This window comes from Acinetobacter sp. ACNIH2, assembly GCF_002934965.1.
Taxonomy (GTDB): Bacteria; Pseudomonadota; Gammaproteobacteria; order Pseudomonadales; family Moraxellaceae; genus Acinetobacter; species Acinetobacter tandoii.
Map to the genome: position 1 here is coordinate 2,584,900 of NZ_CP026412.1, position 20,211 is coordinate 2,605,110.

General features: G+C 39.5%; 18 protein-coding genes and 1 pseudogene. 12 read left to right on the forward strand and 7 right to left on the reverse strand.

Annotated elements, in window-relative coordinates:
- Nucleotides 1-12: 12 nt before the first annotated feature.
- From trpD to C3F34_RS12145, 5 genes are all read right to left on the reverse strand, one after another.
- Complete coding sequence (trpD, locus tag C3F34_RS12125) at nt 13-1,059, reverse strand: anthranilate phosphoribosyltransferase (RefSeq protein WP_104441694.1); 1,047 nt, start codon at nt 1,057-1,059, stop codon at nt 13-15.
- Nucleotides 1,060-1,644 (reverse strand): anthranilate synthase component II, encoded by a 585-nt coding sequence (locus tag C3F34_RS12130; RefSeq protein WP_016166930.1) that lies wholly within the window; start codon nt 1,642-1,644, stop codon nt 1,060-1,062. It abuts the gene before it with no gap.
- A 177-nt stretch (nt 1,645-1,821) separates the two neighbouring features.
- A protein-coding gene (locus C3F34_RS12135; protein WP_104442269.1) for an IS4 family transposase occupies nt 1,822-2,912 on the reverse strand; the annotation gives its coding sequence in 2 pieces (ribosomal slippage) (nt 1,822-2,372 and nt 2,372-2,912; 1,092 coding nt in all).
- 116 nt (nt 2,913-3,028) lie between these two features.
- Nucleotides 3,029-3,352: a putative quinol monooxygenase gene (locus tag C3F34_RS12140; protein WP_016166929.1), complete on the reverse strand. Its 324-nt coding sequence runs from the start codon at nt 3,350-3,352 to the stop codon at nt 3,029-3,031.
- Between the two features lie 11 nt (nt 3,353-3,363).
- Nucleotides 3,364-3,948, reverse strand: coding sequence for an NAD(P)H-dependent oxidoreductase (locus C3F34_RS12145; protein WP_016166928.1), 585 nt, complete (start codon nt 3,946-3,948; stop codon nt 3,364-3,366).
- A gap of 1,022 nt (nt 3,949-4,970) precedes the next feature.
- Between C3F34_RS12145 and C3F34_RS12155 the strand changes: the two genes are divergently transcribed.
- The 8 genes from C3F34_RS12155 to C3F34_RS12190 all read left to right on the forward strand — a co-directional run bounded on the left by C3F34_RS12155 (nt 4,971) and on the right by C3F34_RS12190 (nt 16,176).
- Nucleotides 4,971-6,149, forward strand: coding sequence for an OmpP1/FadL family transporter (locus C3F34_RS12155; RefSeq protein ID WP_104441695.1), 1,179 nt, complete (start codon nt 4,971-4,973; stop codon nt 6,147-6,149).
- 338 nt (nt 6,150-6,487) lie between these two features.
- The gene (gene atzF, locus C3F34_RS12160) at nt 6,488-8,320 is read left to right on the forward strand and encodes an allophanate hydrolase (RefSeq protein ID WP_104442345.1); all 1,833 of its coding nucleotides are present in this window, start codon (nt 6,488-6,490) and stop codon (nt 8,318-8,320) included.
- Between the two features lie 16 nt (nt 8,321-8,336).
- Nucleotides 8,337-11,936 carry an urea carboxylase gene (uca, locus tag C3F34_RS12165; protein ID WP_104441696.1) on the forward strand — a complete coding sequence of 1,200 codons (3,600 nt, stop codon included), beginning with the start codon at nt 8,337-8,339 and terminating at the stop codon, nt 11,934-11,936.
- Nucleotides 11,937-11,951: 15 nt separating this feature from the next.
- Complete coding sequence (locus C3F34_RS12170; RefSeq protein WP_016166924.1) at nt 11,952-12,638, forward strand: GntR family transcriptional regulator; 687 nt, start codon at nt 11,952-11,954, stop codon at nt 12,636-12,638.
- Between the two features lie 135 nt (nt 12,639-12,773).
- The gene (locus C3F34_RS12175; RefSeq protein WP_044737397.1) at nt 12,774-13,784 is read left to right on the forward strand and encodes a CobW family GTP-binding protein; all 1,011 of its coding nucleotides are present in this window, start codon (nt 12,774-12,776) and stop codon (nt 13,782-13,784) included.
- 61 nt (nt 13,785-13,845) lie between these two features.
- On the forward strand, nt 13,846-14,376 hold the full coding sequence (locus tag C3F34_RS12180; protein WP_016166922.1) for a YaeQ family protein: 531 nt from the start codon (nt 13,846-13,848) through the stop codon (nt 14,374-14,376).
- A gap of 28 nt (nt 14,377-14,404) precedes the next feature.
- On the forward strand, nt 14,405-14,743 hold the full coding sequence (locus C3F34_RS12185) for an FKBP-type peptidyl-prolyl cis-trans isomerase (protein ID WP_016166921.1): 339 nt from the start codon (nt 14,405-14,407) through the stop codon (nt 14,741-14,743).
- A 203-nt stretch (nt 14,744-14,946) separates the two neighbouring features.
- Nucleotides 14,947-16,176 carry a hypothetical protein gene (locus C3F34_RS12190; protein WP_104441697.1) on the forward strand — a complete coding sequence of 410 codons (1,230 nt, stop codon included), beginning with the start codon at nt 14,947-14,949 and terminating at the stop codon, nt 16,174-16,176.
- Here the strand turns inward: C3F34_RS12190 and C3F34_RS12195 are convergent.
- Nucleotides 16,171-17,261 (reverse strand): IS4 family transposase gene (locus tag C3F34_RS12195; protein WP_104442269.1). Its coding sequence is split into 2 segments (ribosomal slippage): nt 16,171-16,721 and nt 16,721-17,261, totalling 1,092 coding nucleotides; the frame shifts between segments, so codons are not numbered across the junction. The two genes, C3F34_RS12190 and C3F34_RS12195, sit on opposite strands and share 6 nt — an antisense overlap.
- Before the next feature lie 74 nt (nt 17,262-17,335).
- On the opposite strand from C3F34_RS12195, the pseudogene C3F34_RS12200 reads away from it, so the two are divergent.
- Nucleotides 17,336-17,929: pseudogene (locus C3F34_RS12200) on the forward strand (GGDEF domain-containing protein); the annotation flags it as partial.
- A gap of 4 nt (nt 17,930-17,933) precedes the next feature.
- On the opposite strand, the gene C3F34_RS12205 reads toward C3F34_RS12200, so the two are convergent.
- Nucleotides 17,934-18,377: a GNAT family N-acetyltransferase gene (locus C3F34_RS12205; protein ID WP_104441699.1), complete on the reverse strand. Its 444-nt coding sequence runs from the start codon at nt 18,375-18,377 to the stop codon at nt 17,934-17,936.
- A 263-nt stretch (nt 18,378-18,640) separates the two neighbouring features.
- On the opposite strand from C3F34_RS12205, the gene C3F34_RS12210 reads away from it, so the two are divergent.
- The 3 genes from C3F34_RS12210 (at nt 18,641) to C3F34_RS12220 (ending at nt 20,113) form a co-directional block, all read left to right on the forward strand.
- The gene (locus C3F34_RS12210) at nt 18,641-19,129 is read left to right on the forward strand and encodes a hypothetical protein (RefSeq protein ID WP_104441700.1); all 489 of its coding nucleotides are present in this window, start codon (nt 18,641-18,643) and stop codon (nt 19,127-19,129) included.
- A gap of 106 nt (nt 19,130-19,235) precedes the next feature.
- Nucleotides 19,236-19,820 carry a nicotinamide riboside transporter PnuC gene (pnuC, locus tag C3F34_RS12215; protein ID WP_104441701.1) on the forward strand — a complete coding sequence of 195 codons (585 nt, stop codon included), beginning with the start codon at nt 19,236-19,238 and terminating at the stop codon, nt 19,818-19,820.
- 17 nt (nt 19,821-19,837) lie between these two features.
- Complete coding sequence (locus tag C3F34_RS12220; RefSeq protein WP_104441702.1) at nt 19,838-20,113, forward strand: hypothetical protein; 276 nt, start codon at nt 19,838-19,840, stop codon at nt 20,111-20,113.
- The last annotated feature ends 98 nt before the right edge of the window (nt 20,114-20,211 follow it).

Sequence of the window (20,211 nt, forward strand, 5' to 3'; positions counted from 1 at the left end):
GAGCATCCTTCCTTAAGCTTCGTATTGTTTGAGTGTTTTGGTAAATTCAGACAGCACACTCATTTTTTCTAAAGCCTGCCCACCGTAAATAATGTCGTGCGCTAACGCTACGCCTTGTTTATAAGTTTTGGCTAAACCAGAGACATAAATGCCTGCGCCTGCATTTAAGGCAATCATGTCTGCGGCTTTGGCGCCACGATCAGATTTTTTTCGGCCGAGTGCATCTTTAATCAGGGCTAAACTTTCAGCAGAATCCTCAATGATTAAACCTGTTAGCGTTTGCGATTCAATCCCGACATCTTCAGGATTAATCACCCATTCACTCACTTCGCCATCTTTTAGTTCAGCAACATAAGTTGATGAAGCGAGGCTAATTTCATCTAGTCCATCTTTAGAATGCACCACCATCACGTGTTCAGCGCCAAGTTGCTTCATCACTTCTGCAATTGGGCGGCACAATTCATTCGAGAATACGCCAATCACCAGACGCTTTACTCCAGCCGGATTCGTAAGCGGGCCGAGTAAGTTGAAGATGCTGCGAATGCCGAGTTCCTTACGTGGACCGACTGCATATTTCATGGCTTTATGATGGTTGGGTGCAAACAGGAAACCGACGCCAATTTCACGAATGCAACGCTCAGTTTGTTGCATGTTCAAATCAAGATGAATCCCTGCTTGCTCTAACAAGTCGGATGAGCCAGACTTGGTCGATACACCGCGATTACCATGTTTGGCAATGGTGGCACCAGCCGCAGCGATGACAAAGGCTGAAGCGGTAGAAACGTTAAATAAGTTCTGTCCATCACCACCCGTACCGACAATATCAATCAGGTTGGGTACATCGCTCACATCAATTTTTGTGGCGAACTCACGCATCACGCGTGCAGCAGCCGTAATTTCATCAATGCTTTCACCCTTTAAGCGTAGCCCCATCATTAATGCACCAATCTGTGCATCAGTGGCTTCACCACTCATGATAGTTCGCATGACCTCTTCCATTTGTGGCTGAGTCAGGTGGATATTCTTGGTAATATGATTTAAAGCTTGTTGAATATTCATTTATGCATAAATCTCTAAAAAGTTTTTGAAGATTTGGTGACCGTGTTGGCTGAGGATCGATTCTGGGTGGAACTGCACACCTTCGACAGGCAGTGTCTTATGTTTTACGCCCATAATTTCTTCCATTGAGCCATCAGCTTCTTGGGTCCAGCAAGTAACTTCTAGACAATCTGGCAAGCTCGCTTGATCAATCACCAAAGAGTGATAGCGGGTTGCAGAGAATGGTGAAGGTAGATTGCTAAAAATTCCCTTGTCACTGTGATACATGTCCGATAAACGCCCATGCATTACGGTTTTGGCGCGAACGATATTACCGCCAAAAGCTTGTCCGATACTTTGATGACCTAAGCACACACCGAGTAATGGAATTTTTCCAGCAAAATGTTGAATAGCTGGAATAGAAATACCTGCTTCAGTAGGTGAGCAAGGTCCCGGACCAATGACCAAATACTTCGGTTGCCATCGTTCAATGTCTTCCAAAGTCACGGCATCATTACGGACTACTTTTACTTCTTGGTTCAACTCGCCAAAATATTGCACGATGTTGTAAGTAAAGGAGTCATAATTGTCGATCATGAGAAGCATTTCAGATGTAACCTCTTGAGTTGCATAATTTTATCGCTTAGTACTTTCGTCGTTATCTCTATAGTCGCCCATTTTAATTAAAACGAGTGCCTATATTTGAGTTTGACATAAAAAAGCCTGCTAAGCGCAGGCTACTTTATCAGTTTTTAACTGTCTTGTCTCTGTACACGACAAATTTCATAGGGCCCTTGTCCTATCAGGCTTTTTCTTTCTTAAAATTGCTAGCACTTTCTTAAATTCTTCTTTTTTTCCAAAACCAATCAAACGTAGAATAGCCATCTGAACATAGTCCAAACCGTAGCGAAATAAACTTACTGAAAGTCGTCCATGCTTCTTTAGTTTTATCGCTTTTTTTCGATCATGTTGCCATTCACCTGTTAAATAGCACCAACAGAAACCGATCGCTAGCACTGCTATCAATTTCTTGACTCGTCTAGGGTCTGTTAAACGAGTATTTTCAAGATTGAATCCACGTCCTTTGAGACAACTAAATAAGGTTTCGATTTCCCAGCGTAATGCATAATCACCAATAGCAGAAGCATTAAACATAGGAGAAACAACAAGTAAAAGTTCTCCATCTTCTAATCGTAGCGCACTAATATACAGTTTCACTCGACCAACCCAAATACGTCGTTTACGACATTCTGTTTGACCAACTTGAAGATGACGAAATAAATCACTAATTTTATGATTCTTGGCTAAGTGATTGGTCACAATAAAGTTTTTTTAACACGTATACAGAAGTTAATGTCATTTTCAATTAACCATGTAAACCATTTCTCACCGATAAATTCTCTGTCTGCGAACACATTCACAATACGATCTTTACCAAAAATGGAGATAAAGCGTTGAATCAAAGCAATACGCTCTTTTGTATCTGAATTTCCACGTTTATTGAGCAATGTCCAAACAATAGGTATCGCTATTCCACGATAGACGATGGCTAACATCAAGATATTGATATCTCGTTTTCCCCATTTCCAGTTGGTTCTATCCAAAGTTAATTGGACTTTATCGAATGAAAATATATTGAAAATTAACTGAGAAATTTGACGATAATCGAAATACTGATCTGCAAAGAAGCGTTGTATACGTCGATAAAATGATTGTGGTAAGCACGTGATGGGTAAGGCTTTAGATGCAGAAGAAAGATTACATGTCTGTTTTACAATTAATGCCAGCATAATCAGTGTAAAACATTTTACACGTGACTTGTTCCACTTTAGATATTTGTTTAAGATGAGATGTAACTCATTGAAATGTGTCATCATATTCGTCGTCAGAAAACAAGTATTATGCCATTATTTCAATGAGTTGTCTTTTTTTGTCGTGTACAAAGCTGTCTTGTGATAATTTCATACACAATCATCATGCTACGAAGGATTTAATTATTATTTAGCCCCAAGTGCATAATCCGAATTTTTGTTTCTTTTACGGCATCTTTCACCTTTTGTTGAAAGTCTTGCATATGCGCCGTGTTTAAATGCTGCTCCAAATGCGCTAAAGACAGCCATTTTTCAAACATAATAATCGAATTTTTAGGTTTGTACTGGAAACTGGCGTTACTGTCTTGATCAATATAAAGCTCATAACCAAAACAACCTGCTTCCTGTAGCACTTTAGGCGTGACATTCTTAAATGCATTCAGGACAGTTTCAAAATGTACTATACCTTCATGAATTTGAATTTCTGCAATGACAGTTAACATGGTGATGTCCTTTATACTGTAAAAATCGTGTCTAAGTGTGCGCGATAGGCTTCTAAATATTGAGGTACATTCGGTGCTTTAATGACGTCATTGACAATAAACGTGTCTAAACCTTGCATACCTAAGAATTGATTTGCTTTGTGAAAGGGTAGATAGACACCATCGACCCCAACTCCCTCAAAGAATTGTTCTTGATCTTCAAATGCTTCGATCGGAGCATTCCACGTGAGAGAAAGCATATATTTTTTGTCGTGAATTAAACCACCTGATCCATATTTTTTGCTGGCATCACTACGTGAACGCCCATCATTGGCATACAACGTACCATGACCTATAGTAAAAACATCGTCGATGTATTTCTTCATAGTCCATGGCGCACCCATCCACCAACCTGGCATTTGATAAATAATTACATCCGCCCAAACATAGTTTTCAACTTCTTGCTGAATGTCATATTGAGCATCTGTTCTTGTAATACGAACATTGTGTCCCTGTTGACTTAAATGGGTGTTTGCAAAATTGGCTAGTGTGTCGTTAAGTTCGCCATTTGAATGCGCGAATTGTTTTGCACCGTTGACAATCAGAATGTTTTTCATTGAATGACTCAACCAAATTTTTTGAATTGGGCAAAAGTATAATTAAGTCTTTGATGCTGAAAAATCGATGAATCTGCAAAATATTCTTGATTATAAGTCAACAATTGGGTTTTAAAATTGCATAACAGAACTAGAGAGTAGATCGTAAAAGTAGCAATTTTATTGCTGTGACATCCATTGTTAAGCAATTAAAAAATCAAGAAGTTTAAAGGGCTTTTTTTCTGATGATGATCATTAAGTTGTGACATCTTGATGTTAAATTGAAGGTTTAAAATTTAATCATGATTGATGAATAGTAGCATATGGTCTAGTGCATTTTTTCTGGATTATTTATGCAGCATTTTTTTAATTTTTTCTCCTTCAAAACCATTCACTAACCATTCTTTTGCATGGGTGTTTCATTCTTTGAGACTGCTAATCTTCAGATGCCGATTGCATCTCAGTAAATGAGTGAAATTCGTAAGTAATATTTTTAAGAAATCCATAATTAAGGATGACTATGGTTTTCTTAGAAATATGTTACTTGTTGAAAAATATCGATGTGAAATCGAACGATTAAAGATAGTAACTATTGGATTCGAAAAGAACATAGATATTTTGCTTTTGTGGGATTACAAGAGTTTGCTGCTAAAAAGGATTTGGAATCAGGATGATAAATAAGAAATAACAGATTTTGGTGTAAAAAAAAAAGTACGTCACTGTTTCATGACAAGGACATGAGTATCTTTCCATTTTTGGGGCTCTATACCGTAATCGTGAGCAGAACTCTCTTAATTCAAATATAGCTTTGTTTACTTGAGCTCATCGGATCGAATTGAGCATCTAAAATAGTGAGCGTTATTTTCTGGATTACAGTTTTGAGTATTAAAAATACTGCGTAATAGCAGCAAGCTAAAACTATCTGAATTACCCCACATGGGTAACCACCGAGATTAAGTAGTTCACTATTTAATCTTTAATAAGTGCGTGTATTTATAGGATCGAAACACGTTCACTTGTTTAAATTGACTAAAGGAATAGAGATGAAATTCAATAAGAAAAAATACCTCAATATTGCGGTATTGTCAGTATTGTCTGGTCAAACTTTTGCTGCTGGTTTAGAGCGCTCGCCACAGCAAATCGATGCGCTGTTTGAAAAGGGTACCTATGCAGAAGTAAGTTATACGCATATTGATCCTGATGTACAGGGGACTGACACGAGTGGAAATCATATATCTGATCTGGCAGAAGATTTTCAAACAATGGGTTATGCCGTAAAAACTGACTTAAACCCAAGCTTCCGTTTGGCGCTCATTTATGATGAGCCATATGGTGCAAAAGTAAAATTTGAAGGCGAGAATAATTTTATCGCGACCAATTTACCTGCATCTGATGCCTATACACGCGTTGAGGTAAAGTCAAAAAACCTCACAACTTTATTGGGTTATAACCTCAATAAAAACTTTATGATCTATGGTGGTCCTGCATTACAAGAACTACAAGCAGATGTACATTTACGTGGTTTAACGTATCAAGCCTCAAGTGGATATAACAATAGTTTTGATGATATGGCTGTAGGTTGGGTTGCGGGTATGAGCTATGCCAAGCCTGAGCTAGGTATTCTTGCATCGTTAACTTATCGTTCTGAAATTGAACATAAAACAGTAATTAAAGAAGATGTTCCTTTGGCAGACCTAATTGGCTTCGATTATTCACATACCAATAGAGGCAGTGTGACAACGCCAGAGTCTGTGAACTTAAATCTGCAAACGGGTTTAAATCAGACTACGGCTGTATTTGCTAGAGTCCGTTGGGTGCCATGGAGTGATTTTGCTTACTATCCACCAGCATTAAAAGCGACCACTGCATATGCGTTACAAAATGGACGAGGGTTGCCTTTAGTAACGTATCATGATGACCAAACCGCTGTTGAACTTGGTGTTGGTAAGCGCTTATCACCAAAACTTGCAATGTCTGTTTCTGGTTTATGGGACTCTGGTGCAGGTGCACCTGCACCAACTTTAGGTCCTGTTGAAGGTTATTGGGGTGTGGGTTTAGCGGCTAAATACAACATTAACCAAAATGTCGCTTTTAGTTTAGGTGGTCGTTATATGTGGTTTGGTGATGTAAAAGGTGAGGTATCAGATGGCCGTGTCGTTGGTGATTTCAAAGATAATACTGGTTATGCCGTGGGGATGAAAATTTCTTATTCATCTAAATAATCAATAAAAATATTTACCAGTTTAGGTCCTTCCTTCTCCCTGAAAATGGGGGAAGGAAATTTTTTACTCATGGTCTTTTAAATTTACCATCACGTTTTTTTGCTGCTTTTTTATTTCTACCTTCTATTGGCTTATTCATGTTTTAAAATGCAGCACGCTTTAGTGCATAACGTATGTTTTACTGTATTAAAAAAATGCATCCTTTTATTTCCAAGTACTCATTTAAATGTAGGTTTGTATGTAAATTTAATCAAAATATTGATTTTTAATAATAAATAAATATTGGCATAAAATTCGCTTTATGAATCTTAACTTGTATACAAGATAGGATGCATAAAGTGAGCATACTTCAATCTTTTGGCTGGACCATCGCAGAATGGCAAAATGCCTATAAAACACAACACATTCAATTAACGGATTTAATGACGTGGGTACAGGCTTTTGATACAGAAGATACAGCGTGGATTTCCCTTGCGACTCCTCAAATTTTGCAACAACAGATTGAAGAATTAGAAAAACATAGTACAACCAGTACAGCATTATTTGAACAGTTCCCGTTGTATGGCATTCCATTTGCTGTCAAAGACAATATTGATGTTGTTGGCTTTGCCACAACAGCGGGTTGTAAAGTTTTGCATGATATGGCGCAAGAAGATGCCGAAACAGTGCGTTTGCTGAAACAGGCAGGTGCGATAGTGGTGGGCAAAACCAATCTTGATCAATTTGCAACAGGCTTGGTCGGTACACGTTCTCCATTTGGGGCAGTCCCGAATAGTTTTAACTCTGAGTATGTTAGTGGCGGTTCAAGTTCAGGTTCTGCCAGTGTGGTGGCACGTGGTTTGGTACCATTCTCATTAGGCACAGATACCGCAGGTTCTGGTCGTGTACCTGCCGCTTTTAACAATATCGTGGGGTTAAAACCAACCAAAGGACGTTTTTCAAATTATGGTTTAATGCCAGCCGTAAAAAGTATTGACTGTATTTCCATATTTGCCTTAACGGTAGACGATGCGGAGGTCGTGGCGCAGGTACTGGAACAATTTGATGTGCGTGATAGTTACTCACGGCATAACCCTAAAACTGCTCCTACAAAATTATCTTCTGCACTTCATTTTGCGATTCCAAAAACTTTGCAATTCTTTGGTGATGTGCAAGCAGAGCAGGTTTTTCAGCAAGCGATTGCACAACTAAAACAAATGAATGTCACGTTCACTGAAATTGATTTTTCAATTTTTGAACAATTGGCAACACAGCTTTATCAAGGCCCGTGGGTGGCTGAGCGTACGATAGCGGTTGAAGCATTACTCGAACAAGCTCCAGAAGCATTTGATCCAACCGTCTTGGAGATTGTTCAACAAGGCAAAAACTATACGGCACTCGATGCTTATAAAGCTGAATATCTCAAAAATGATTTGGCACGACAGATTCAAGAGTTGCTGACTGAGTTCGATGCCTTGGTTGTGCCAACATCGCCAACCATTCATACCCTTACAGAAATGCAGCAGGAGCCGATTCAATATAATTCACATTTTGGCACTTATACAAATTTTACCAATCTTGCAGACTTAAGTGCTTTGGCACTCCCTGCGGGTTTCCGCGAAGATGGTTTACCGTTTGGCATCAGCTTGATTGCACCAGCATGGCATGACCGTGCTTTGGCAGATTTTGGTCGTCAATGGCAAGCGCATCTGCAATTGCCTTTAGGTGCGACAGGACGTCCTTATCCTGAAAATGTAAAGTCAATTTCAACACCATCAGGACAGCATATTCGTGTGGCGGTAGTGGGTGCACATTTGACAGGCATGCCCCTGAATTTCCAACTCAGCACACGCCAAGCAGTGCATGTCGAAACCACTAAAACCTCAGCCAATTATGCCTTATATGCACTGAATGGCACGATTCCGCCAAAACCTGGTTTGGCACGTCAAAGTAACGGACAGGAAATTATCGTGGAACTCTGGGATGTGCCAACAGCTCGATTTGGTGAGTTTGTCGCTGAAATTCCGACGCCATTGGGGATGGGCAATGTTGAGCTGAGTGATGGGCGTTGGGTCAAGGGTTTTATTTGCGAGCCTTATGGTTTAGCCGATGCTGAGAACATCAGTCACTTTGGGGGCTGGCGCGCCTATATTCAGCATCGTACTGCACAACAACTACAAACAACATATTAAAAAAATAGGAACACTCATGTTTAAAACCGTATTAATTGCCAACCGTGGTGAAATTGCTGTACGCGCAATACGTACCTTAAAAAAATTAGGAATCACCAGTGTGGCGGTGTATTCGGACAGTGACCGTTATGCGCAGCACGTTCAAGATGCCGATCTTGCAGTGGACTTACAAGGAACCAAACCTGCTGAGACCTATTTATCGATTGAAAAATTAATTGCTGCTGCAAAACACACAGGTGCTGAAGCAATTTTCCCAGGCTATGGTTTTTTGTCTGAAAGTGCTGAATTTGCACAAGCCTGTGAAGCCAACCATATTGCTTTTATGGGGCCAACTGCCGAACAGATTTTGGAATTTGGTCTGAAACATCGTGCGCGTGAATTGGCGGCTGCTGCACATGTCCCAATGACACCGGGGACAGGTTTGCTCAATAGTTTAGAAGAAGCATTGGTTGCTGCGGCAGAAATTGGTTATCCAATTATGCTGAAAAGCACCGCAGGAGGAGGTGGTATTGGTTTAACCCGCTGTGATACGCCTGAAGCACTGCAAGATGCCTATGCTAGTGTCAAACGTTTAGGTGAACAATTTTTTAAAGATGCAGGCGTGTTTTTAGAACGTTTTGTCGATAAAGCACGTCATGTTGAAGTCCAGATTTTTGGCGATGGCTTGGGTCAAGTAGTGGCATTAGGTGAGCGTGATTGCTCATTGCAGCGCCGTAACCAGAAAGTGGTGGAAGAAACGCCTGCTGCATTATTGCCTGAAGCGACGCGTCAGAAGTTGCATCAAGCGGCAGTAGAACTAGGTGCTTCGGTGAATTATCGTAGCGCGGGCACCGTCGAGTTTATTTATGATGCTGCGCGTGATGAATTTTATTTCTTGGAAGTCAATACTCGTCTACAAGTCGAGCATCCTGTGACAGAAATGGTAACAGGGCTGGATTTAATTGAATGTATGCTCAAAGTGGCTGCGGGAGATGGTTTAGATTGGGAAAAATTGCAGAATATTCAGCCGCAAGGTGCTGCGATTGAAGTGCGTATTTATGCAGAAGACCCAGTGAAAAACTTTCAACCGAGTCCGGGAGTATTAACTGAAGTTTATTTTCCTGAACACGCTCGTGTAGATACATGGGTGGCGACGGGCACAGAAATTTCACAATACTTTGACCCGATGATTGCCAAAATCATTGTTCATGCGGAAAACCGTGAACAAGCGATTGCAAAATTACAGCAAGTGCTGAGTGAAACACGCCTTAACGGTATCAGTACCAACTTGGATTATGCCCGTGCAGTCATTGCTGATCAGCGTTTTGCCGAGATGAACATTTGGACACGGATGTTAGATGATTTTACGTATATGCCCAAAGTAATTGAAGTTTTGCAGCCGGGAACTTTAAGCTCGATTCAAGATTATCCGGGACGGACAGGCTATTGGGATATTGGTGTGCCACCTTCAGGGCCAATGGATGATTATGCCTTCCAATTGGGCAATAAAATTGTGGGTAATCCACAAAATGCTGCTGGGTTTGAATTTACCTTACTCGGACCTACACTCAAGTTCCACACGACAACTACGATTGCTTTAACAGGTGCACCATGTGCCGTAACTTTGGATGATCAGCCTGTTGCATTTTGGTCGGCGATTAAGGTGAAGGCGGGGCAGGTGCTTAAACTGGGTCAAGTTGAGTCGGGATGTCGAACTTATTTGGCTGTACGTCATGGTTTGGATGTCCCACTATATTTAGGCAGTCGTGCAACTTTTGCTTTAGGTAACTTTGGCGGACATGCGGGGCGTACATTACGTACTGGAGATATGATTAAACTGGTTGATCGTGATATGCCACATGCTGGGTTAACTTTGGAGGCAGCAGAGCCTCAAGATCTCGCACTTGATTTAATTCCAAGTTATGGGCGTGAATGGAAAATTGGTGTGCTCTATGGTCCGCATGGCGCTCCTGATTTCTTTAAAGCGGAATATATTGAAGAGTTTTTCCAAACTGAATGGACAGTACATTTTAACTCTAACCGCTTAGGTGTCCGTTTATCGGGACCCACTCCAAGTTGGGCACGTGAAAATGGCGGTGAAGCAGGTTTACATCCATCTAATGTACATGACTGTGAATATGCGATTGGGGCAATTAACTTCACGGGAGATTTTCCTGTGATCTTGGCAAAAGATGGTCCGAGTCTAGGTGGTTTTGTTTGTCCAGTCACGATAGCCAAAGCAGAGCTGTGGAAAGTGGGCCAATTAAAAGCCGACGATAAAATTAGCTTTTACCCGATAACAGTCGAGCAAGCCAATGCTTTAGAACGTCAGCAAATTGAGCAGATTGAGAATTTCTCTGTGGCTCAAACGGTTGCTGAAGTATCCGCAGTGACGGAAATCGGAAGCACCATATTGGCTTTACGTGAGGAAACAGCAACAACACCAAAAGCAATCTACCGTCAGGCAGGAGACAGTTATATTCTGCTGGAATATGGTGAAAATGTATTAGATTTGGCGCTGCGTTTACGCGTGCACCAATTGATGCAAATGATTTGTAGCGCAAACCAAAACGGCATTTTAGAATTGTCGCCTGGGGTGCGTTCACTGCAAATTAAATATGATGGTCTGGTGATTTCACAGCCACAACTGATTGCACATTTACTTGAGTTGGAATCTTCAATGGGAGATTTAAGCCAGTTAAAAATTCCATCGCGGATTGTGCATTTACCAATGGCGTTTGAGGACAGTGCGACTTTAGGTGCCGTGGAACGTTATCAGGAAAGTGTCTGTGCCAAAGCACCATGGTTGCCGAACAATGTCGACTTTATTCAACGGATTAATGGCTTAGACAGCCGTGAACAAGTCCGCGACATTATTTTTGATGCTAATTACTTGGTGCTAGGTTTAGGCGATGTGTATTTAACTGCGCCTTGTGCAGTGCCAATTGATCCGCGTCATCGTTTACTCAGTTCGAAATATAACCCTGCACGTACTTTTACTGCGGAAGGTACGGTGGGTATTGGCGGTATGTACATGTGTATTTATGGTATGGACTCACCGGGTGGCTATCAGTTGGTGGGGCGTACTTTGCCTATCTGGAATAAATTTAAACAAAACAAACAATTTGGTGATAAGCAATGGTTCTTGCAGTTCTTCGATCAAATTAAATTCTTCCCTGTTACCGAAGCAGAGTTGAATCAATGGCGTACCGATTTTGCACATGGTACTGCGCAGATTCAAATTGAAGAAACTGAGTTTGATTTTGCCAGTTATACCCAATTTTTACAGGACGAAGCCGAAAGCATTGCAGCATTCAAGCAACAGCAACAACACGCTTTCAGTGCAGAAGTCGGGCGTTGGAAAGAGGAACATAGCGCGCAACCCGAAGAAATCGTTCAGCAACAGTTCGAGGACTTTGGAGATTTCTTGGCTGTGAATGCGTCTATGACGGGTAATATCTGGAAAATTTTTGTTGAGTCTGGTCAGGAGATTAAAAAAGGTGAAACAGTTGCTATTATTGAAGCCATGAAAATGGAGCTGCCTGTGTATGCGACTGAAGATGGCATCGTTAAAGCGGTCATTTGTCGTGCGGGACAAACCGTACACAGCGGAGAACCTTTGGTGTATATGGAATAGAGTTGAGTATAGGAAATGAAAAGCGCGACAAGTAAAAGTGCAGACAATTTGTCCGCGCTGGTGTATCAACGCATTAAGAACGATATTTTCGATTTCAAATTAATGCCAGGTGAGCGTTTTACTGAGTCTGAAGTTGCACAAGCATATGAGGTGAGCCGAACTCCAATTCGGCAAGCTTTGTATCGCTTACAGCAAGAAGGCTATGTCGAGGTCAGTTTCCGCAGTGGTTGGCAAGTCCGACCACTGAACTTCCGCTATTATGAAGAACTGTATGATGTGCGGATTGTGCTGGAAAAAGATGCCATTTATAAGTTGTCACAGCAAGATTGTGAGCAATCCAGTGAGTTGGCAAGACTGAAAGCAATTTGGATGGTGGAACCGCAAGATTATCTGAATGACATAAAGCAACTCTCGCAACTGGATGAGGATTTTCACTGCGCTTTGGTTCGTGCAGCAGGCAATAATGAGATGGCGCGAATTCACTTAGACTTAAGTGAAAAAATACGGATTATCCGCCGTTTAGATTTTTCTAAACAGTACCGTATTGAAGCCACATATCAGGAACATCAACATATTTTAAAATTAATTTTTGAGCAAAAAACTGAAGAAGCAATCGCGGCAATTGCCACCCATATTCAGCAAAGTCGAGATGAGGTGAAAAAGATTACCTTACACATGTTGGATCCGAGCCAGTTTGTTTAAATTTATATTCAATATCAGTTTAAAAATACATTCGACGGCATATGCGTTCGTAATATGTACATGCAGCGAAAGTGAAGATTTTGTTATACTATTACATTAATCTTCACTTTTCGTTTGGCTTGCGAGCATCTCATTTTGAAACTGTTGACCCCACAAAAATCCGTACCGACCCATATTATTTCTGGATTTTTAGGTGCAGGAAAAACTACATTACTGAATAGCTTATTGGCACAAAAGCCTAAAGGCGAAGTCTGGGCTGTCTTGATGAATGAGTTTGGTCAAATAGGGGTGGATCAAAATCTGCTTCCGCAAGCCGAAGGTTATGCCGTAAAGGAGCTTTTAGGCGGTTGTTTGTGTTGCAGCAGTCAATTGCCAATGCAAATTGCATTATCTCGTTTATTGTCTGAAACTCAACCTGATCGTTTATTCATAGAACCTACAGGTTTGGGTCATCCAGCTCAACTGTTAGAGCAACTGACTGAACCACATTGGCAAAGCCAAATTCAAATGCGTGCTTTAGTTACGGTGGTGGATGGTTCGCGTTTGCATGAACAGGAATGGGTGAAACAGAATCTGTATGCTGATCAGTTGAAAGCCGCGCAAATCGTGGTGATTTCACATGCGGAACATATGCAAGCGGTTGATGAACAGGCTTTACAACAGTTGCAGCAGGAATATCTGGCCTATGCTCAGACATGGTTAAAACCTACTTTGGGGCAACTCCAACTGGTAGAAATTGATTTGCCATATCAAGGTATACAACGCAAAATCCAGCCATTAATTCAGATTCAAAAAAAGTACAGTAATGAGTCTGCATTACCTGAAATTAAGCAACTACCTTATCATTATGTAGAAACTGCGCAGGGTTATAGTGTGGCAGGGTGGAAGTTTTCCAAGCGTTGGCAATTTGATTTCTACGATTTACTTGACCTGTTATGCGAACAGCAGCAGTGGCTCAGAATTAAGGGTATTTTTAATACCAATCAAGGTTGGAAAAGTTTTAATTTTAATCCGAATCAGTTTAATTATCAGTCTGCACCTGAAAATGTCGATAACCGTATTGAAGTGATTGTACAAACTGAACGGGACTGGGCTTTATTTGAAACTCAGTTACTTGCCTGCCGTATAGATACGGAAACGGATTAAAACTGTTCAGCAAAATTGTGTTAAATCTTATATGCTAGGCGCCAAATTTGAGGATCATTTCATGGCGTTAAAAGCAACAATTTATAAGGCAGATTTAAATATTGCCAACATGGATATTCACCAATATGGTGATTATCAACTCACCATGGCATTGCACCCATCAGAAACCATTGAACGATTGATGGTTCGAATTTTGGCATTTGCACGTTACGCGAGCGAACAGTTGGAATTTACCAAAGATCTATTTGAAACTGATGAACCTGCACTCTGGGAAAAAGACCTGACAGGTCAGTTGGTACATTGGATTGAGGTGGGTTGTCCTGACGAAGATAAAGTCAAAAAAGCCAGCGCACGTTGTAAGTCGGTTGCCGTGGTTGCTTACGGTACGGCAGTAGAAGAGTGGTATAAACGCAATAGCAAATTAAAAACCCTCAGTAATGTTGAAGTTTGGCAATTATCACCAGCGACTACTGAAGCCATTCAGCAATTGTGCGAACGTACCATGCAATTGCAGTTGAATGTGATGGATGGTGAGTGGACGCTCATAGGTGATCATGCTCAAGCACAAATTGAGTGGATTCAGTTACAGTAAACTTAAGCGTGTTCGAGGAGTATTGAATATGTCAAACGAATTAGAAATTATTGATTTAGTTGTAGGCGAAGGTAAAGAAGCGGTAAAAGGCGCTTTAATTACAACACATTACACAGGCTGGTTGGAAGACGGAACTAAATTCGATTCTTCACTTGACCGTGGCAACTATTTTGAATGTGTGATTGGTACGGGCCGTGTGATTAAGGGCTGGGATCAGGGCATTATGGGCATGAAAGTGGGTGGTAAACGTAAACTGATTGTACCTGCGCATTTAGCCTATGGTGAGCGAAAAATGGGTAATATTATTCCAGCCAACTCGAATTTAATTTTTGAAATTGAATTATATGACGTTAAAACACGTGACTAATAATATTTGAAAAATAAACCATAGCATGTTTAGGAAAAAGCGTGCTATGGTTAAACTTGCTACTGAAAATAAACGTTTTTTTAGTGCATTCTATTTTATATTAAAAATCAAATTCGCGAACAAGGAATAAACGCGACTTGAAGATAAGAATATTTAAGCCATATACGATATTGCATTTTATCCTTTATGCGCTGACATGTTTCATGTTGCTTTTACAGCAATCCAGTTGGGCACTGTATGAACCAGTTCCTGAGTCTTATTACGTGCATCAAAAGAATATCAATTCAGTCACTTTTGAAGAAAATACGACCACGTATTTGTCAGGACAGTGGCAGTATTATCCAAAACAATTGTTACAAACAGCGACACCGACCAGACCTTCTAGAACCGTACTTTTACCGATTTCCTTTAAAGAAATGGGGTATCCGCAAAATACTTATGGAACTTTTATTGGTCACTTTAAGATACCAAAAGAATTTATAGGACGCCGTATTGCCATTTGGATTCCAAATCAATACGGTGCGTATCGGATGTATTTAAATGGTGATTTTCTATTAAGACTAGGCAAGGTTGGTAAAACCATTCAAACCCAGCAAACCGAGAATGCACCACGCTTTGCTTATTTCATTGCCGAAAGTGAATATTTTACTGTCACCATGCAGGTATCGAGTTTTCAGAGTTTACATGGCGGTTTAGAAAACCCAATGCGAATTGGAGTGAGTCAAACAGTGAACCGCCAGTTCCAACAATTAATGATGAGCATCGCGGGCGTATGCGGAGCTGTGATAGGTGTAGGTGTATTCACTATATTATTTGCCATTTTCCGAGGGGTTAGACATAGCCAAAGCCAAGGTTTCTTTGTGTTTGGCATCTTTATTATTTTTTTAGCTTTACACAATTTATTTTCTGCACCCTATGTTTATACGGTGTTTACCAATATTGATTGGTTATGGGGAACACGGCTCGAATATATTTTTACCTATTTATCAGCATTTTTCTTTATCAATTACATGTTTTTACTCAATCAGCGTTATTTGCATCCTGCAGTTTTTACCATAGCTGTATTTGTATTGAGTTTCAACATTGTCATTACTTTTTTATCAGTGCCTGAAGTTTTTGAAAAATTGGTATTTTATAGTTTTTTGTTGGGAATTATTGTGGTGCTGAACTTCGCTTACGGATTCTATCAAACCGTAAATAGGCACGAACCATATTCCACTATTAATTTATGGGCAGTAGTGTTGTTGTGTGTCACTTTTCTACATGATTTTTTACTGAGTTTAAATTGGATTGATTCAGTTAACTTATCTTTTGCTTCGACCAGTTTTTATGCTTTTTTAATCATGGTACAACAATCAAAAAATTATGCTTATCACTCCAGTCGAATTGAGAAGTTAAATAATAATTTACTCTGTACACGACAAATTTCATAGGGCCCTTGTCCTATCAGGCTTTTTCTTTCTTAAAATTGCTAGCACTTTCTTAAATTCTTCTTTTTTTCCAAAACCAATCAAACGTAGAATAGCCATCTGAACATAGTCCAAACCGTAGCGAAATAAACTTACTGAAAGTCGTCCATGCTTCTTTAGTTTTATCGCTTTTTTTCGATCATGTTGCCATTCACCTGTTAAATAGCACCAACAGAAACCGATCGCTAGCACTGCTATCAATTTCTTGACTCGTCTAGGGTCTGTTAAACGAGTATTTTCAAGATTGAATCCACGTCCTTTGAGACAACTAAATAAGGTTTCGATTTCCCAGCGTAATGCATAATCACCAATAGCAGAAGCATTAAACATAGGAGAAACAACAAGTAAAAGTTCTCCATCTTCTAATCGTAGCGCACTAATATACAGTTTCACTCGACCAACCCAAATACGTCGTTTACGACATTCTGTTTGACCAACTTGAAGATGACGAAATAAATCACTAATTTTATGATTCTTGGCTAAGTGATTGGTCACAATAAAGTTTTTTTAACACGTATACAGAAGTTAATGTCATTTTCAATTAACCATGTAAACCATTTCTCACCGATAAATTCTCTGTCTGCGAACACATTCACAATACGATCTTTACCAAAAATGGAGATAAAGCGTTGAATCAAAGCAATACGCTCTTTTGTATCTGAATTTCCACGTTTATTGAGCAATGTCCAAACAATAGGTATCGCTATTCCACGATAGACGATGGCTAACATCAAGATATTGATATCTCGTTTTCCCCATTTCCAGTTGGTTCTATCCAAAGTTAATTGGACTTTATCGAATGAAAATATATTGAAAATTAACTGAGAAATTTGACGATAATCGAAATACTGATCTGCAAAGAAGCGTTGTATACGTCGATAAAATGATTGTGGTAAGCACGTGATGGGTAAGGCTTTAGATGCAGAAGAAAGATTACATGTCTGTTTTACAATTAATGCCAGCATAATCAGTGTAAAACATTTTACACGTGACTTGTTCCACTTTAGATATTTGTTTAAGATGAGATGTAACTCATTGAAATGTGTCATCATATTCGTCGTCAGAAAACAAGTATTATGCCATTATTTCAATGAGTTGTCTTTTTTTGTCGTGTACAAAGAATAATTTATTAGAACTCAACTCCTCATTGGATCAAAAAGTAAAAGAACGAACTGTACAGTTAAGCGAGCTAAATGAAAGGCTAGAGATACAGGCGCAAACCGATGCACTAACAGGGGCTTTTAACCGCCGTGCCTTAAATACAGAAATTCAGCGTCAGTTTAATGAAACCGCACAGCAGCATAATGCTGTGTTGGCTTTTGCTATGTTAGATGTCGATTATTTTAAAAAATATAATGATTATTATGGACATCTCAAAGGAGATGAAATCCTGCAACAATTGGTTCAAGTAATTCAACGTAATTTGCCTGAGCACGCTTATTTAGCCCGTTATGGCGGTGAGGAATTTGCAGTAATATTACGGAATATGCCTGTGGTGGTGGTTGAAAAATCATTACAACATCTGCTTCAGATTATTCGTGAATATCAGTTCGAACATATGAATCGTGGCGATCATAAACAATACGTGACCATAAGTGTTGGTGCTGCTTATATGGATCGAAATCACCATTACCCTGATATTCATGAACTAATGAAAGCGGCAGATCAGCAGCTTTATCTCGCCAAAAATGCAGGACGAGATCAACTGAGAATGTAAAAGACTAAATATATTTAATCATGGGGATAGTGTGTTGCTCTGGCGTGGCATATGCACGGATTTGGAAGCCATGCTTTTGGTAAAACGTCATTGCTGTTTGTGTGCTATCGAGGGTGATTTGTTGCAAATTTCTGAGTTTCAAATGGGAAATAGCGCTGTTGAGTAAGGCAGAACCAATACCCTGATGTTGCATTTCTGGCAGCGTATAATTCAGCAGTATTTTGCCAGTGTCACTGACCATAATAAAGCCGACAGTTTGTTGATTGATGCTGTAAATCCAACTGTCGTTATAATGCATCCATAACAATAAATTACTATGTGTTTTGTTTTCCAGCCAAGCCTGAATTTTACTTTCCACACGTTGATGATCTTGTACACAGGAACGGATACTTTCCTGCAATATATGAAGAATCTCAGGAATATCCTGAATTTTTGCTGCCCTAATCATTGTTTGTTCTTATTTCCTGAAAACACGCTTATTTCATGTGAATTCGTGACATTGGAACAGTAGAGATTTGTTGTTTTTTTTGTGTGTTTTAGGTTTGATCTTTTAATAAAAAGTAGCCCTTAAATTTGAAATAAATCACAAATTTGAACGAACTGTATATGCATTTAACTGATTTTTAAGATAATTGGGCTCATCCAAAATATAAAACAGCGTATGATATAAGTGAGCGTAATGCTGAAAATATGCCTGAATAGGGGGACAATATGTTTAAAATTATTGTTTTATGTTTATTAGGCTTTGCCCTGACAGCAGCGTGGCAGATTTTTATCAAAATCAAAGTGACTGAAAAGTATCGTGCTCGCTATTTTTCTAAAACCCTACCCGAAGATGCTCAAACAGAACTGACGCAAAAAAAAGTAAGAGAAAGCAAAGTAATCGAAATTGAATATTATGATCAATTGCTGTTTGATGATGCTGTGAAACAGTTTTTTGAGCAAAATATTCATATTCGCGATATTCAAGCAGCAGAAGAAATCCAACATAATCTGCTTAAAAAATTACCTGCTAAAGCGTTAACCCAAATTCGCAAGCTAGATTTAAATGAGTGGTCGATTTATTGGAATTTCTATGACCAGTCACTTGAATATTATGTTGGAAAGTATGGCGTGTTTTGTAGCCATGTTGACCGAAATGGTGCAGAACATAAGTCTGAGTTTAAGACGCATCCTGAAGCCACAGATCTCGTCTTTTAATCGCGTCAAAAGTTTCAAGATCATCTAGTTTGCCTCTTTTTATTGCAACTTGCGTTCTATGAAAAATTTCTCATAATGTGCCATCAGTTTTTAAAGTGAACCATTGATGTCTGGACTGGAAATTTTTGCTGTCATCATCAGCGTGATTGGCGTGGCGTTAACCATTAAACGCAATATGTGGTGTTGGTGGTTTAATTTTCTCGCTTTCGTTTTATATGCTTATTTGTTCTATACTTTTAAATTGTATGGAGAAACAATTTTACAGTTTTTCTTTATGGTGGTGAATTTCTACGGGTTTTATCATTGGCTGAAAGGTAAGCAGCAAGACCATGATATCCGTATCGAGCCGATTAAAACTAGTAGGGTAATTTGGCAAATATTGTTATCTGCACTGGCTGGATTGGCCTTTGGATTAAGTCTGAAATTCTGGACAGATGCAGCGGTGCCGATGTTAGATGCACAATTGGCAGCATTTAGCTTATTGGCAACCTATTGGACTAGCCGCAAACATATTGCGACATGGGTACTTTGGGTGTTTGTAGATATTGTTTATGTCGGGATGTTTATTTATAAAGATCTGTTTTTGACTGCAGGTTTATACGCTGTCTTTGTTGGTTTAGCCGCTTTTGGTTGGTGGCAATGGATTAAAGTCCAGAAAAAACAACAATTGGCAGGCATAAAAGCTGAATAGTAGGATTGTGCAAGAGAATGTTGATCCATTTTAATCAAGCCAAGTTACAGCAGTTTGATGAACTTGCCCGTAAAATTATTCAAAATCCAGAACAATATTTACAATTTGATTCAGTTTCAGACTTTTATCAAGCAGCTTGGCTTGACCTTTTTCCTAAAGGTACAACTTGGGCTGCAACAGGTTTAGATGATGGTGCAACAGAATTCTATGCCATTATTCAATTTCAACAACATTATATAAAGATCAAGAGCTTATCAGAAATCAGTGTGACTTTTGGCATTTCCAATACGTAAAACAAAAAATGGGTCAATGACAGTCTAAACAGAATTGACTTTAATCAGTCATGATATCAACGTATAGTCAACGTTGTTTTGTAATGAAAATACTCGCG

Excerpts from the sequence above, each read along its gene's own strand:
- C3F34_RS12185 (WP_016166921.1), top strand. The coding sequence starts at position 14,405 with ATGTCAAACGAATTAGAAATTATTGATTTAGTTGTAGGCGAAGGTAAA.
- trpD (WP_104441694.1), bottom strand. The coding sequence starts at position 1,059 with ATGAATATTCAACAAGCTTTAAATCATATTACCAAGAATATCCACCTG.
- C3F34_RS12220 (WP_104441702.1), top strand. The coding sequence starts at position 19,838 with ATGTTGATCCATTTTAATCAAGCCAAGTTACAGCAGTTTGATGAACTT.
- C3F34_RS12210 (WP_104441700.1), top strand. The coding sequence starts at position 18,641 with ATGTTTAAAATTATTGTTTTATGTTTATTAGGCTTTGCCCTGACAGCA.
- C3F34_RS12145 (WP_016166928.1), bottom strand. The coding sequence starts at position 3,948 with ATGAAAAACATTCTGATTGTCAACGGTGCAAAACAATTCGCGCATTCA.
- C3F34_RS12140 (WP_016166929.1), bottom strand. The coding sequence starts at position 3,352 with ATGTTAACTGTCATTGCAGAAATTCAAATTCATGAAGGTATAGTACAT.
- C3F34_RS12205 (WP_104441699.1), bottom strand. The coding sequence starts at position 18,377 with ATGATTAGGGCAGCAAAAATTCAGGATATTCCTGAGATTCTTCATATA.
- C3F34_RS12170 (WP_016166924.1), top strand. The coding sequence starts at position 11,952 with ATGAAAAGCGCGACAAGTAAAAGTGCAGACAATTTGTCCGCGCTGGTG.
- C3F34_RS12180 (WP_016166922.1), top strand. The coding sequence starts at position 13,846 with ATGGCGTTAAAAGCAACAATTTATAAGGCAGATTTAAATATTGCCAAC.
- C3F34_RS12155 (WP_104441695.1), top strand. The coding sequence starts at position 4,971 with ATGAAATTCAATAAGAAAAAATACCTCAATATTGCGGTATTGTCAGTA.
- C3F34_RS12190 (WP_104441697.1), top strand. The coding sequence starts at position 14,947 with ATGTTGCTTTTACAGCAATCCAGTTGGGCACTGTATGAACCAGTTCCT.
- pnuC (WP_104441701.1), top strand. The coding sequence starts at position 19,236 with ATGTCTGGACTGGAAATTTTTGCTGTCATCATCAGCGTGATTGGCGTG.
- C3F34_RS12130 (WP_016166930.1), bottom strand. The coding sequence starts at position 1,644 with ATGCTTCTCATGATCGACAATTATGACTCCTTTACTTACAACATCGTG.
- uca (WP_104441696.1), top strand. The coding sequence starts at position 8,337 with ATGTTTAAAACCGTATTAATTGCCAACCGTGGTGAAATTGCTGTACGC.